At 41.3% G+C, this 14,297-nt stretch carries 12 protein-coding genes; 2 read left to right on the top strand and 10 right to left on the bottom strand.

Features of this window, described 5'->3' with window-relative positions:
• Positions 1-77: 77 nt before the first annotated feature.
• Both QM843_RS03415 and QM843_RS03410 read right to left on the bottom strand, forming a co-directional pair.
• A complete protein-coding gene (locus QM843_RS03415) occupies positions 78-1,619 on the bottom strand; it encodes a phage/plasmid primase, P4 family (protein WP_414304515.1) in 1,542 nt (513 codons plus the stop codon).
• Between the two features lie 147 nt (positions 1,620-1,766).
• A complete protein-coding gene (locus QM843_RS03410; RefSeq protein ID WP_261102827.1) occupies positions 1,767-2,063 on the bottom strand; it encodes a hypothetical protein in 297 nt (98 codons plus the stop codon).
• Positions 2,064-2,235: 172 nt separating this feature from the next.
• Between QM843_RS03410 and QM843_RS03405 the strand changes: the two genes are divergently transcribed.
• Entirely contained in the window at positions 2,236-2,775 is a 540-nt protein-coding gene (locus QM843_RS03405) for a helix-turn-helix domain-containing protein (RefSeq protein ID WP_414304516.1), read from the top strand.
• A gap of 56 nt (positions 2,776-2,831) precedes the next feature.
• On the top strand, positions 2,832-3,995 hold the full coding sequence (locus tag QM843_RS03400) for a tyrosine-type recombinase/integrase (protein ID WP_414304517.1): 1,164 nt from the start codon (positions 2,832-2,834) through the stop codon (positions 3,993-3,995).
• A 95-nt stretch (positions 3,996-4,090) separates the two neighbouring features.
• Here QM843_RS03400 and rpsD read toward each other — a convergent pair whose 3' ends face one another.
• From rpsD to QM843_RS03360, 8 genes are all read right to left on the bottom strand, one after another.
• A complete protein-coding gene (gene rpsD, locus QM843_RS03395) occupies positions 4,091-4,702 on the bottom strand; it encodes a 30S ribosomal protein S4 (protein ID WP_000092756.1) in 612 nt (203 codons plus the stop codon).
• Positions 4,703-4,896: 194 nt separating this feature from the next.
• Complete coding sequence (locus tag QM843_RS03390; RefSeq protein ID WP_414304518.1) at positions 4,897-5,949, bottom strand: sensor histidine kinase; 1,053 nt, start codon at positions 5,947-5,949, stop codon at positions 4,897-4,899.
• A complete protein-coding gene (locus tag QM843_RS03385; protein ID WP_049551248.1) occupies positions 5,946-6,644 on the bottom strand; it encodes a response regulator transcription factor in 699 nt (232 codons plus the stop codon). Before QM843_RS03385 ends, QM843_RS03390 begins: the two co-directional genes overlap by 4 nt.
• A gap of 123 nt (positions 6,645-6,767) precedes the next feature.
• Complete coding sequence (locus QM843_RS03380; RefSeq protein ID WP_414304519.1) at positions 6,768-9,914, bottom strand: SSURE domain-containing protein; 3,147 nt, start codon at positions 9,912-9,914, stop codon at positions 6,768-6,770.
• A 115-nt stretch (positions 9,915-10,029) separates the two neighbouring features.
• Positions 10,030-11,046 (bottom strand): glycosyltransferase family 2 protein, encoded by a 1,017-nt coding sequence (locus QM843_RS03375; protein WP_414304520.1) that lies wholly within the window; start codon positions 11,044-11,046, stop codon positions 10,030-10,032.
• Between the two features lie 373 nt (positions 11,047-11,419).
• Positions 11,420-12,085: a potassium channel family protein gene (locus tag QM843_RS03370; RefSeq protein ID WP_001283905.1), complete on the bottom strand. Its 666-nt coding sequence runs from the start codon at positions 12,083-12,085 to the stop codon at positions 11,420-11,422.
• 13 nt (positions 12,086-12,098) lie between these two features.
• Complete coding sequence (locus QM843_RS03365; protein ID WP_414304521.1) at positions 12,099-13,478, bottom strand: TrkH family potassium uptake protein; 1,380 nt, start codon at positions 13,476-13,478, stop codon at positions 12,099-12,101.
• Positions 13,479-13,511: 33 nt separating this feature from the next.
• On the bottom strand, positions 13,512-14,276 hold the full coding sequence (locus QM843_RS03360; RefSeq protein WP_414304522.1) for a nucleoside phosphorylase: 765 nt from the start codon (positions 14,274-14,276) through the stop codon (positions 13,512-13,514).
• Positions 14,277-14,297: the final 21 nt, after the last annotated feature.

Here is a 14,297-nt window from a genome sequence, read left to right as displayed (position 1 = left end):
CACTAATTTCTAACTTCTTAGGATAAATAAAAGAAATAAAATTAAAAATAGAAATGAAATTTACTGTTTCAAGTGTATCAAGAGCATGACCTCAATACATATCCCTTATATCTCTTTGTGGTATCTAAACTGAAGGGCTTAGAATGAGTAAAAGGAACCAAATCACTCTCATCAAAATCTTTACAAGTAGATAATGTTGACTTAAAGACCCAGTTTGATGGAAGTGCATCTTTTAATTCTTTGTGAAAAGCTTCCTTAGTTCCTTTTACTAAACCATTCTTCTCACAGAACTGTGTATATGCCCATAGCATAAATGAATTCGGCAAGAAAGTAGATTTCACACGACTAAACAGATAATATGAAAACTGTTCAACACTTGTCATAGACTTACCATGAATTTCCTTGATAGAAGGGTGATAACTGATATCCTTGAATCCGTCACTGATATCATAGTCTAATGCATTCTTCAATACATATTCTAATACATCCTGATGTTTTAGATAAACCTGCTTTATTTCTCTTTTGTACCCAGCTCTGTTAAATTCAGAAACAAAGGGAAGTATAAAAGTTCTTCTTGCTATAGCTTCTTTGTCTCCATGAATCTTAATCAATCGATTAGATGATTGAACAATCACAGGAGTAAGTCGAGCAGAATAGGCCTGTTTGCCTTTCTTTTCGATTGTGACTATATCATGAGTAACTAGAGAGAACATAGTAGAAGGGTCTGTTACCTCCTTATCAATAGGGTTATCATCTCCAATAACTAGATGTTTACCTATTAACTGTGAAGTAGCAAAACGGTTTTTGCCATCTAATTCAATTAGTTTCATGGAGGCTGTATTACTCCTACCTACTAAGTTAATTAACAAGTCCTGAAAACTACCCTTACCAGTTCCTCCTTTTCCAATCAGCCAAATAATTCTCTCGTCAGCATATCCACTTATCACTGCCAAAATTGTTTGCCATGCTAAGCGAATTAGTTCAGCATCATTATTAAACAACTCAGTTAACCAAGAATCAATAGACCAATCGCCTAATACTGGAGAAGTTGCTTCTGGATTATAATTTACTTGTACCTTATGTGTAAACACAATTGAAGGACTGTATTTCATTCCGTACCGATAATAAGTATCATAAATACAATTCCCTAACGCTATATAACGTGAGCCTTGATATACACTTACATTTTTACAGTTACAACTTAGTACAGAAATAGTCTCTAATATATCACTACTCCTATAAGAAGGCTCTAATCTTCTTACTAATTTAGTAACTATATCCCAAGCAGGTTGATAAATCCCCTCTTTTGGATTGTACACAAATAAGCTACCTTCACCGGTATCCTCTATTTCAGCTATACTAACCACAATGAGATGAACCATTAAAAATTCTGCCATAATATAAAAAGGAGGTTTTCTCTTTTTCATCTTGTCTTTTTCTGAAACGTCTTTATAAGGGTCAGAATCAATTACCTCATTTTTATAGATTCGCCACGCTTCTTTATATTTATCTATTGGAGTAGCGTTAGCAAAATCTTGAATAGCACTCTCTGGGTAAGTTTCAAATTCATAGTCTGATTCTAACACAGAACGCTTTGGCTTTATAGTAATTAATGTCATTAGAAAATCCTTTCTTGGATAAGCATTACACTATATAGTGTAATTGATAGCAATTGAATCAAAGATTCAACATGGTTACAAGTACCTATGTATTTCAAGTAATCATAGGAATTTTCAACTATATTTTTATTATTTCATACAATATAGTTACTCCTTTCTAGTAATTGAAAGGAACTTCATAACATCTGATTTCTTATAGAAAACTTTGCGAGTTCCTTCTATCGGTGGACAGTATCTGGTTAACCCCAAACGCTCCCATTCATGCAGAGTTACTAAACTAATACCTAGTTCTTTGATTAACTCTTTCTGTTGAATCAAGCCGAACGAGTCACTGTGAGATGGAAGCACTGCGTGTGATAGATAATCATTTATTAAAAACTCAATCCTTCCCAACAATGCTAGTTCTGCTTCTTGAGATAATATCCCTTGTGGTATACTATACATATATCCTCCTTCTTTCCTATTTGTTCACAACTATCCTCTCATAACTATTACAGCTCACCTTTTTAACTAAGTCAATTAACTTAGGTTATGTTTTGCATTTTATCAGTTTTATATTTACATGTCAAGAGTTTTGTGCTAAAATATTACTAAAGTTATTAAACGGAGGTTAAATATGATAGGAGCATATCTTAAAAAACACCGCACAGAAGGCGATGTAACTACTAAGAGCCTCGCTGAAGAACTAAAAGTATCACAGTCTTATATCTCACAAATTGAGAATGAGAAAAAGATTCCCAGCGTAAAGAAGCTCATTGAAATCACTGAATATATTGCTAAATGCTCTATAAAAGAAAAATGCGAACAAGATGGATTAGAGTTTGATGAATACAACATTAAATATCAAAAATTGGCTAACTCTTATATTGATGAGATAATCAAAAATATCCACATGGACTCAGTTCATAACGATAAAGAGAAGCAACTTTTAAAAGATTTAATTGAGTTAAGAAATGGCGAATCCATATTCTCAAAGTTAAAAACATACAAAGATATTAGCCAAGATATTATCAATGGGGAAAATATTAAAGTCAACCTTGATTATATCTTAAGAAAGAATGTAAAAATAACTATTGATGGTCAAGCACTCACAACTGAAGACTTAACCGCTCTACAAATACTAATTGAAGGTATTCGTTCTAGACACAAATCATAATAACTATTTTTCATAACCTTTTACAGCTTGCCTACTGATGTTAGAAAGGTTAAGAAATGAAAATAGCAGAAATCAAGAAACAAAATGGTAGCACTGTATATCGTTCTAGGGTATATCTTGGTATCGATATGACAACTGGAAAAAGAATACAAGCTAATCTGACAGCTAGAACAAAAACTGAACTGAAGAAAAAAGCTCAATTAGCTAAGGCTGAATTCCAAAATAATGGCTGTACTAAAAAGGAAACAATCCCACTAACAAGCTATGAAGAAGTAGCTCAACTATGGTGGGAAAGCTATCAACACACAGTAAAACCAAATACGCAAGATTCAGTAAAACGACTATTAGCTAACCATGTAATTCCTTTATTTGGTTCTTATAGGTTAGATAAGTTAACTACTCCAACTATCCAACGCATTGTTAATCAACTAGCTCTACGCGCTAACAAAAGAGAAGAAGGTGCATTTCTACATTATGATAAAATTCACGCGCTAAATAAACGTATCCTACAATATGCTGTGACAATGCAGATTATTGATATAAATCCAGCTCGTGAAGTTATTCTTCCTCGTAAAATAAAAAAGGGTAGAAACAAAGTAAAACACTTTAATAACTTAGAGTTAAAACAATTTCTTAGCTATTTAGAAGAGGCTAACTTAGCAATATATAGAAATATCTATGAAATTACTTTGTATAAGTTTCTTCTTGCTACTGGTTGCCGTATTAACGAAGCCTTAGCTCTACACTGGTCAGATATTGACCTACATAATGCAACTGTGAATATTACAAAGACACTAAATCATTTAGGTGAGATTAACAGCCCAAAGTCTGAGGCAAGTTATCGCACAATTGATATTGACCCACAAACTATAGAGGTCTTAAAAGTGTATCAAAAAAGACAAAGGCAAGAAGCTTGGAAACTTGGTCGAACTGAAACTGTTGTCTTCTCAGATTTTATTCATAAATACCCAAACAATAAAACACTATCAAATCGTTTAAACACACGTTTCAAACATGCTGGCGTTCCTAATATTGGATTCCACGGTTTTAGACACACACACGCTAGTCTTTTGCTAAACTCTGGAATACCGTATAAAGAATTGCAACACCGTCTAGGTCATTCTACACTAGCTATGACTATGGACACTTACAGTCATCTCTCCAAAGAAAAAGCAAAAACAGCCGTCTCATTTTATGAGAAAGCTGTTAGTTCGTTATAAGTGATGACAAAAATGATGACAAACCCAGAAATCAACGTTTTAAGACAAAGCAAAAAGCCCACTGTTGTAGGCTTTCTGTAAAATATATCTTAAAATTAAAGCATTTTGTTGTAGAATTCAACGACAAGTGCTTCGTTGATTTCTGGGTTGATTTCGTCGCGTTCTGGCAAGCGAGTCAATGAACCTTCCAATTTTTCAGCGTCGAATGATACGAATGCTGGACGTCCAAGAGTAGCTTCTACTGCTTCAAGGATAGCTGGAACTTTCAATGATTTTTCACGAACTGAGATCACTTGACCTGGAGTTACGCGGTATGATGGGATATCAACGCGTTTTCCGTCAACAAGGATGTGACCGTGGTTTACGAATTGACGAGCTTGGCGACGAGTAGTCGCAAGACCAAGACGGTAAACAACGTTATCCAAACGGCGTTCCAAAAGAAGCATGAAGTTGAAACCTAGGATTCCGCCTTTGATTTTTGTAGCTTGTACGAACAAGTTACGGAATTGTTTTTCACCTACACCGTAAGTGAAACGAAGTTTTTGTTTTTCAGCCAATTGCAAACCGTATTCTGACAATTTAGAACGGTTGTTTGGTCCGTGTTGTCCTGGTACGTAGTTACGACGTGCCAATTCTTTACCTGTACCTGTAAGTGAAAGGCCAAGGCGACGAGCTTGTTTCCAAGATGGTCCTGTATAACGTGACATGTAAATGTCCTCCTGATATAAATAATATTTCGGTGGAAATAGTCACTTAGAAAGCCCTGATTCGTGCAGATGCCCTTCGCCTAAACAGCCAAGGTTACTTATCATAAGACACCTGTTGACGAGCTTCATGCTTTCCTGCTGATATTTCACACAAAATCCATTTTACCATGAATGGCTAGATTTGTAAAGGGGTTTTAAGCTTTATTTTCATTGTCAGAGAGATTGAGGACGAGGGTAAAGGTGCTTCCGATGCCGTACTGGCTGCTGACTGTGATTTCCCCACCCAATTGATGGGCCAATTCACGCGCAATCGCAAGACCTAAGCCATGACCACCTGTTTTCATATTACGCGAAGTTTCTACACGATAAAGGCGTTTGAAAATATTCTCCAAATCCTCTGGGGCAATCCCCTGTCCCTCATCGGTCACACTGATTGAAAGCTGGTTATTATCCAGCTTAGCCACCACTTCCAGCTTGGTTCCTGGAGCTGAGTATTTAAAAGCGTTATTGACCAGATTCACCAAGATGCGAGAAAGTTTGGCATAATCTCCCTCAATCCGGGCAGACTCTGGAATCACCTGCAAGTGGACATCTCGCTCCTCCTGCTCAATCAAGAACTGAAATTCACTCATGCACTCAATCAAGAGCTGATCCAGAAAAATGCTGTCTTTACTAGTCGTCTCTGCCTGATTTCTAGCTGTGTTTAGGGTCAAAAAATTCAACTCCTCAACCAGTTTATTGAGCCTTTCCGTCTGACGCCCAATGGTTGCTAGATAATGCTCCTGTTCTCCTTCCTTGATAACCCCATCCAAAATCCCTTCTACCGTCGCTTGGATCGAAGTGATGGGAGTCTTGATATCATGCGACAGCTGGGCAATCATCAAGCCCTTTTCTCGTTCGCTTTCTTCCAAGGAATCAAAGGTCGCCTGCAAATCATGGGACATTTCATTGAAGGCTTTCCCTAACTGCTGAAATTCTGCAGGCCCTTGAACCTCCAGATTTGCAGGGAAGTCCTTGTCCGCTACTCGCTTGGCATGTTCCTTAAGTTTAGCCAATGATGTAAAGACAGGCGATAGGAGAAAGAGACTAATCCCAGCACCGACAAAACTTGCGATTAAAGTCATGCCAATCAGGAAATAAATTTCTCTTTGCTCAATTAACATGCGCTGGATAGCCCAAAAAACCACGATAATCGTTAGGAGTGTTGAAATGATATACCCCACTAAAATATAACTTTTTAATTTCATTGACTACCTCGTGCTTTCTCAATTTTGTAGCCCAAGCCCCAGACGGTTTTGATGGTCGGTGTTTCTGCACTAGCATGTTTAGCCAACTCCTGTCGAAGAGCATGAATATGAACGTTCAAGGTATTGGTATCATCCACATAGTCTTCCTGCCAGACTTTTTCATAGAGGTCTGTCTTAGAGAAAACGCGCTCTGGATTACTAGCTAAAAGCCATAGAAGTTCGAAGGATTTGACGGTCAAATCCAGCGCCACATCTCCGACTTGGACCTCATGACTACCGTGATTCATCCGTAAATCCCCGAGACTGACGACTTCTGTCTCACCTCCACGATGAAGGCGACGTAAGATATTATGGACACGCAAAACCAGCTCACGAGGGCTAAAGGGCTTGGCAATAAAGTCATCTGCCCCCAGGCTTAGGCCGTAAATCTTGTCCTGCTCGCTAGTCTTAGCCGTGATAAAGAGAAAAGGCTGATCCGGAGATTGATACTGGACCTCGCTAATCAAATCATAACCATCCATCTGAGGCATCATGATATCTGTAATAATCAAATCAATCGCTTTTCGCTTGAAGATTTCTAAGGCCTCTACTCCATCATGAGCCACCAAAACCTGATATCCTGCCTGAACCAGATAGCGTTGATGAATATCTGTGATTTCTACCTCGTCGTCAACGAGTAAAATTGTCTTTCCCATCTGTCTCTCCTTTGAAAAAAACAGTGCTATACCACAATAGTATAACACTATTTTTATCTCTTTACGAACATTCTAAACGATATCTGGATTTTTCATATCCTAGATAGAAAGTCTGTAGCTAGACTAGTCATTTTCCTCTTTTTTAGCTTTCAAACCGAGTCCACCTAGCAGGCCGGCCAAGGCGAGTCCAAAGAATCCAAGAGTAGCCATTGATGTTTGAGCTTCACCAGTATATGGAAGCATGTCTTTTTGCTCTTTCATTTGATCAGCCATCATTGGACTTGACACCTTGTTATTAGATGCCATCTTGCCTTCATCAGACATTTTGCTTGAGGCTGCTGGAGCTTGGTCTTGCTTCATGCTTGGTGTTGCCATAGGCTGGCTAGCATTCATGGTTTTGTCCTGCTCTTTGTTAGGCATCATCTTATCCTGACTAGTAGCTGGCATTTGAGATTTCATCTCATCTTGATTGGCACTTGGCATTTGAGCGTTCATCTTAGACGCATCTTGATGACTATTCATCATTGGAGCCGGCATAGCTGAACCATTAGAAGATGGGACGAAGCCTGATTGCATCGGAGTAAGAGACTGATGTCCATTCAAGTTCACTGTCAAATCCTTAGTCGCTACAAGGTTGCTCAAGTCTGCCTTGCCATCTTTTGCACCGTACACTTTGATAGTAGCTTTATAGCTTTGAGTGCCGTTTTGTTTCAAGAGGTCAAGAAGCTCTTTATCAGATTTTCCTTGAGTGCCAGCCAAATCCACTTCATAGAAGTAGAGGCCTTTGCCCAATTTTTCTACTGGTGGGAGAGCGGGATTTTTAGCTGAGCCGTTGTCTGACCATGGAGCCTTATCTGAGGCTTCCAAGATAAGGCGAGTTAACATGCCATCACCAGCGAAGAATTCGTATGGAATAACTTGGTTAACACCGGCTGTGAATGGGCCTGGGAAATTAGCCTTGTCCAGGTAAGTAGCCGGAACATCCACTGTATCTTTAGTATTGTCAGCCACGCCTTTTTGTACTTCAGCTGGGGTGGTCAAACCGTTCAAGTTGACATCCAAATCCTTAGTCGCTACAAGGTTGCTCAAGTCCGCCTTGCCATCTTTAGCACCGTACACTTTGATAGTAGCTTTATAGCTTTGCGTACCATTTTGTTTCAAGAGGTCTAGAAGCTCTTTATCAGATTTTCCTTGGGTACCTGCCAAGTCCACTTCATAGAAGTAGAGGCCTTTGCCTAATTTTTCTACTGGTGGAAGGGCCGGATTTTTGGCTGAACCATTGTCTGACCATGGAGCCTTGTCGGATGCTTTCAATATCAAGCGAGTCAACATACCGTCACCGGCGAAGAACTCGTAAGGAATGACTTGGTTAACACCGGCTGTGAACGGTCCAGGGAAGTTAGCCTTGTCAAGGTAGCTAGCTGGGACATCTACTGTGTCTTTAGTGTTGTCAGCCACACCTTTTTGGACTTCAGCTGGAGTAGTCAAGCCGTTCAAATTGACATCCAAATTTTTAGTCGCTACGAGATTGCTCAAATCGGCCTTGCCGTCTTTAGCACCGTATACCTTGATAGTTGCTTTATAGCTTTGACTGCCGTTTTGTTTCAAGAGGTCTAGAAGCTCTTTATCAGATTTTCCTTGGGTACCTGCCAAGTCCACTTCATAGAAGTAGAGGCCTTTGCCTAATTTTTCTACTGGTGGAAGGGCCGGATTTTTGGCTGAACCATTGTCTGACCATGGAGCCTTGTCGGATGCTTTCAATATCAAGCGAGTCAACATACCGTCACCGGCGAAGAACTCGTAAGGAATAACTTGGTTAACACCGGCTGTGAATGGGCCTGGGAAATTGGCTTTGTCCAAGTAAGTGGCTGGGACATCTACTGTGTCTTTGGTATTGTCTGCCACACCTTTTTGGACTTCAGCTGGAGTAGTCAAGCCGTTCAAATTGACATCCAAATTTTTAGTCGCTACGAGATTGTTCAAATCGGCCTTGCCATCTTTAGCGCCGTACACCTTGATAGTTGCTTTATAGCTTTGAGTGCCGTTTTGTTTTAACAAATCAAGTAGCTCTTTGTCAGATTTTCCTTGAGTACCTGCCAAATCCACTTCATAGAAGTAGAGGCCTTTGCCTAATTTTTCTACTGGTGAAAGAGCTGGATTTTTAGCTGAGCCGTTGTCTGACCATGGAGCCTTGTCAGAAGCTTTCAAAATCAAACGAGTCAACATACCGTCACCAGCGAAGAATTCATATGGAATGACTTGGTTGACACCGGCTGTGAATGGGCCTGGGAAGTTTGCTTTGTCCAAGTAAGAAGCTGGAACATCCACTGTATCTTTGGTATTGTCTGCCACACCTTTTTGAACTTCGGCTGGAGTAGTTAAGCCATTCAAATTGACATCCAAACCTTTAGTCGCTACGAGATTAGTCAAATCAGCCTTACCATCTTTCGCACCATACACTTTGATAGTTGCTTTGTAGCTTTGAGTGCCGTTTTGTTTCAACAAGTCTAACAAATCTTTGTCTGATTTACCTTGAGTTCCTGCCAAATCTACTTCATAGAAATAGAGACCTTTGCCCAAGTTTTCTACTGGTGGGAGAGCTGGATTTTTAGCTGAACCATTGTCGGACCATGGAGCCTTGTCAGATGCTTTCAAAATCAAACGAGTTAACATACCGTCTCCGGCGAAGAATTCGTATGGGATGACTTGGTTGACACCAGCTGTGAATGGGCCTGGGAAGTTGGCTTTGTCCAAATATGCAGCTGGAACATCTACTGTGTCTTTGGTATTGTCAGCCACGCCTTTTTGAACTTCAGCTGGAGTAGTTGCTGGTTGAGCCTCATTTGCTTCACGGTCTTGTCCAGAAACTGCAGGCGCAGGTTTAACCGCATCTTCTGTTTCTTTCTTAGATTCTGGTTTTGCTTGCACTTCTTCTTTTGGTGCTACTACTTGGTCTTTAGCAGCCACATCCGCTTTCTCTGGAGAGTTTGTAGTATCCAAGCTTGCTTTAGGTGCTGAGTCTGCCTGTTCTGAAGGAAGAGCTGTATCGACTGCTTCTTTGAGAAGTTCTGCTGGTAAGTCGCTCTTTTCACTCACCGAAGCAGCGTCTGGCACGACTTGAGCAGGGGTTGGATTGACTACATCGGCACGCACAGAACTTGGTTGCCCAACTAGAACAAAGAAGCCACTAGCCACAACAACTGAGGCAACACCGACACTAAGACGGCGAATAGACCAACGAGTATATCTTTGATTTGGATTGAATTTCATAGGATTCTCCTTAGAGTTTTTCTTTATTTGATGACTCTAGTATAATCTCCTAAAATTAAAAAGGATTAAGAAAAAGTTAAAATTTTTCTTAAATCCCTCTTATAAAATACTTATATTAATTAAATCCATAAACAGATTTGGTGATTTGATAGACAACATTGGAAAGTTTGCGAGCTGGCAAGACTGAATGTTTGGTCAAACGGCTCAACATAGTCTTACGAATAGCTTGAAAGACCTCTGGATTTTCCTGTTGAATATAGGTCCACAGCTCCCGTTTTTTGGCCAGATGCTCCGCTGTTCCAGCTCGGTTAAGCAAAGCACTAGAAATAACCGTCGTAATCTCAATATGATTCAGTAGATATTCTCTCATTTTGGGATGGCTTACTTTGGACAAATCAAGCTGGTCTACCAAGAGTCGATTGACCTTGAGTTGCTGGTCAATGCGTTTAATCATCACTTGCTCATTGACAGACTGGTCCTCACGCCCAATCAAATAACGATAGAAATCGACAGGCAGATAGTACATGGTCTTGACCTGCTGAAGGGGAGTAAAGACAAAGAGATTGTCGACATAAAAAGTATGTTCAGGCAATTGGAACTGGCTGGCTCGCAACAAATCTGTCCGGTAAATCAGCGAGTGCATCATGATATACTGACCTTTTGAGAAATTTCCGACCTGGTCCCAGCCAAAAATCTGCTGGACAGGCAAAACTGACTCATAACTCATACTCTTCTTACGAGACTGACCTTCCTTTTCATAGACAAAATTGGTCACAAAGGCGTCCACCTCTTGCCCCTCGCTCTCTAGTTCCTGCAAGGTTTCCAAAATTTTCAGATAAGCACGGGGATCCACCCAGTCATCACTATCAACTACTTTAAAATAACGACCAGAAGCTTCTGCCAAGCCACGATTGACAGCACCGCCATGCCCCTTATTTTCCTGATAAATGGCTCTAACGATGCTAGGATACTTGCTGGCTAAACGCTCAGCGATTTCCTGAGTCTGGTCATGAGACCCATCATTGATAATCAAAATCTCAACTTGCTCACCACCAATCACTAGCGACTCCACACAGTAATGAAGATAGGCAGCGGCATTATAGCTAGGAATGGCGATAGACAATAACTTCATAATCTACTCCTTTAGGGGACTGATTTTTTCTTATACTCAATGAAAATCAAAGAGCAAACTAGGAAACTAGCCGCAGGTTGCTCAAAACACTGTTTTGAGGTTGCAGATAGAACTGACGAAGTCAGCTCAAAACACTGTTTTGAGGTTGTAGATAAGACTGACGAAGTCAGTCACATATATACGGCAAGGCGAAGCTGACGTAGTTTGAAGAGATTTTCGAAGAGTACTACTCTCTCTTGTCACTTCTTTCTATTCTAGTAAAAGTCCAGCTTTTGAAGGACTTTTACTAGAATACAAGGGTTTCTAGTCTCAATTGGAATACAGGTCTCTCTATTTGCTATCTAGGAGATCAAAAAAGAGGGGATTCCCCTCCTTACGAATTTAATTCTGCCAAGTCGTCTAGATACTGGTTGTTAATGACTGCCAAGATATAGGCATCTGCTTTCAAGAGGTCATTAGGACCAAATTGGACGTCCAGTGGTGAATTTTCTTGCTCACGAAATCCTAGAACATTGAGGTTGTATTTACCACGTAGATCCAGCTGACTCAGGCTTTGGCCTGCCCAAACACTAGGGATTTTCATCTCTACGATAGACACATTTTTATCCAGCTGAAAGACATCAACATTGTTATGAAAGAGAATGGTCTGCGCTAGAGACTGCCCCATTTCATACTCAGGTGAAATCACCGAGTCAGCACCGATTTTTTCCAGTACCTTCTTGGCTGTCTGGCTTTTGACCTTGGCAATAACCCTTGGTACACCCAAACTCTTACAATGCATAACTGCAAGCACACTCGATTCCAGATTTTCCCCTGTTGCCACTACAACCGTATCACAGGTATCAATTCCAGCGGTTCTGAGGAGTTCCTCATCTGTAATATCGCCCACAACTCCACGCGCCAAAACTGGCTCAAATTGATTGATGTGCTCAGCGTGGTCGTCAATGGCAATAATATTCATATCTTGCTTGGCGAGGGCTGTCAGGACACTACTCCCAAAAATCCCCAAGCCTAAAATTCCAATCGTACGATCTGACATCGTTCTTCCTTTCTTATCCAATACTAATATCTGCTTTCATATACTGAATCAAATCTTTCTTATCAGGCTGGTAATCCGCTAGACTAACCAGCAAGGTCAAGGGACCGATACGGCCTATAAACATAAGCATCATGACAATGCTGAGAGCTAGCTTGCCCAATTCTGGTGTCAGATTTGCCGTTACCCCAACTGTCGCAAGGGCAGAAATGGTCTCAAACATGATGTAGATAAAACGCGGCGTTCCTTCTGCCGTAATTCCCAGCAACATCAAGCCCAACAAGAAGGTCATCAAAAAGATAATGAAGACACTAAAGGATTTTTGGACTGTGCGAGTCTCAATGGTTCTCTGCGCCACATTGGCATGAGGCAAGCCCAGCAATTCACTACGCGCAAAGACCAACAAGACAAAGAAAGTTGTAATCTTGAGCCCCCCAGCTGTCCCTCCAGGCGCCCCACCCAGAAACATCTGTAGGATATAGATAAACAGGGTCACCGGCCGAGCTTGGGTGTAATCAATAGAAGCAAATCCAGCTGTTCTCATGCTGACGGTTTGGAAAAAGCTAACCAGCACTTTCTCTGGGACACTGAGATTGCCAATGGTTCCAGGATTGTGCCACTCCGTAAAGAGTGTGGATACTGTCCCAAACAACAAAATCCCTGCGGTCAAGAAGAGGACCAGCTTGGTATGGAAACGCAGACGGCGTTTTTTCTTCTTGCCTAGCTGGGTTGCCAAGTCAAACCAGACCATAAAGCCCAGACCACCCGTGATAATCAAACCAGCAATGACCAGATTGATTAAAGGATCCGTCTGATAATTCACTAAACTGCTACTGCCGAAATTATCAAAACCAGCATTACAAAAGGCTGAAATAGCTAAAAAGATAGAGGCAAAAACACCCCGTCCCAAGCCAAACTCAGGAATAAAACGGAAACTTAGCAGGAAGGCACCCAAGCCCTCTACAAGAAAAGTCGTCAAAAAGATGGACCGCATAAAGGCCTTCAGTGACCGAGTCTCCCCGTAACTAAAACTCTCCTGAATGGTTTCACGACTGCGAAGACTGAGCTTTTGCTTCCCCTGAATATAAAAGACCCCGATAAAAGTCATGAGCCCCAGACCACCAATCTGGATCAAGAGCATACAAATCAGCTGACCCCAGACATTATAGGTGGTAGCTACCGGCTGCGTAAAGAGGCCGGTCACACAGACCATCGAAACCGTCGTAAATAGATGGTCAAAATAAGTGGCCTGCGAACCGCTCGCCTGGACAAAAGGCAAACTCAAAAGGAGAGAACCTATAAAAATAACTCCAGCGAAACTTAAAAAAATCCGACGAGCAGGAGAAAGTCCGCCAAAGACCCTTTCAAGTTTTTTCACAAATAATTTGAATAACATACATCCATTGTACCATAAAAAGAAGGATATGAGTTAGATATGAAAGGCTATCTCAAGGCAGAGTTCCAAGGCCTTCTCGAAAGCTTCTGAACCCCAGTCACGACTGTCGTACTGGTCCAAATCGGCTAGAGAATCCGCTGTGAACAACAATTCTCCCCAGAGAACCCCGCGCAGTTGAGCTACTGCCGCAAGTGCAGCACACTCCATCTCCACAACAGCACAGCCTTCCTCCTTGCGATAAGCCACCTTTTCAGCCGTTTCTCGGTAAAAACCATCTGTGGACCAGGTCATGACTTCTTCATAGGGAATCCCTCTAACTTCCAAAACTTGCTCAATGGTAGCAATAGCCTCTGGCTGAATTTCCATATAACGAGAAGGTGCCACATAGTGGTAACTGGCTCCTTCATCTCGCAGAGCCCGAACAGGGACTAGAAAGGCGTTCTCCTCTATATCAGTTAGCACACCACAGGTGCCAGTGGAAATGATTTGCTCCACACCATAGCCAATCAACCAATCCATAAACTGGGCCGCTGGAGCGGAACCGACAGGAGCCTGGGCCAGACAAATTTCCTCACCCTTGTAGTTCACGACATAGACTGGATAGGTCTTGGTGGCAGAAACGAATTCACCGACACAGTCCGCCCCTACTTCCCTCGCATAACGGTCAATCTCCTCACCTAAAAATGCATAGACACACTTCTTGGGCAAGTGCAAGTCCAGCCCCTCGTGATTGGGCATGATGACCGCCTGAGGATTGTCATCAAACTCTAAAATGGGAATCGCATGTTTCTGAATCATAGCCCACCTCCTCTGATTTTG

It is taken from the genome of Streptococcus mitis (assembly GCF_047463435.1).
Lineage (GTDB): Bacteria > Bacillota > Bacilli > Lactobacillales > Streptococcaceae > Streptococcus > Streptococcus mitis_DS.
The sequence above is the reverse complement of the archived record's forward strand: the minus strand, read 5'-3'. Positions and strand labels throughout refer to the sequence as shown.

Excerpts from the sequence above, each read along its gene's own strand:
- QM843_RS03415 (WP_414304515.1), bottom strand. The coding sequence starts at position 1,619 with ATGACATTAATTACTATAAAGCCAAAGCGTTCTGTGTTAGAATCAGAC.
- QM843_RS03410 (WP_261102827.1), bottom strand. The coding sequence starts at position 2,063 with ATGTATAGTATACCACAAGGGATATTATCTCAAGAAGCAGAACTAGCA.
- QM843_RS03405 (WP_414304516.1), top strand. The coding sequence starts at position 2,236 with ATGATAGGAGCATATCTTAAAAAACACCGCACAGAAGGCGATGTAACT.
- QM843_RS03400 (WP_414304517.1), top strand. The coding sequence starts at position 2,832 with ATGAAAATAGCAGAAATCAAGAAACAAAATGGTAGCACTGTATATCGT.
- rpsD (WP_000092756.1), bottom strand. The coding sequence starts at position 4,702 with ATGTCACGTTATACAGGACCATCTTGGAAACAAGCTCGTCGCCTTGGC.
- QM843_RS03390 (WP_414304518.1), bottom strand. The coding sequence starts at position 5,949 with ATGAAATTAAAAAGTTATATTTTAGTGGGGTATATCATTTCAACACTC.
- QM843_RS03385 (WP_049551248.1), bottom strand. The coding sequence starts at position 6,644 with ATGGGAAAGACAATTTTACTCGTTGACGACGAGGTAGAAATCACAGAT.
- QM843_RS03380 (WP_414304519.1), bottom strand. The coding sequence starts at position 9,914 with ATGAAATTCAATCCAAATCAAAGATATACTCGTTGGTCTATTCGCCGT.
- QM843_RS03375 (WP_414304520.1), bottom strand. The coding sequence starts at position 11,046 with ATGAAGTTATTGTCTATCGCCATTCCTAGCTATAATGCCGCTGCCTAT.
- QM843_RS03370 (WP_001283905.1), bottom strand. The coding sequence starts at position 12,085 with ATGTCAGATCGTACGATTGGAATTTTAGGCTTGGGGATTTTTGGGAGT.
- QM843_RS03365 (WP_414304521.1), bottom strand. The coding sequence starts at position 13,478 with ATGTTATTCAAATTATTTGTGAAAAAACTTGAAAGGGTCTTTGGCGGA.
- QM843_RS03360 (WP_414304522.1), bottom strand. The coding sequence starts at position 14,276 with ATGATTCAGAAACATGCGATTCCCATTTTAGAGTTTGATGACAATCCT.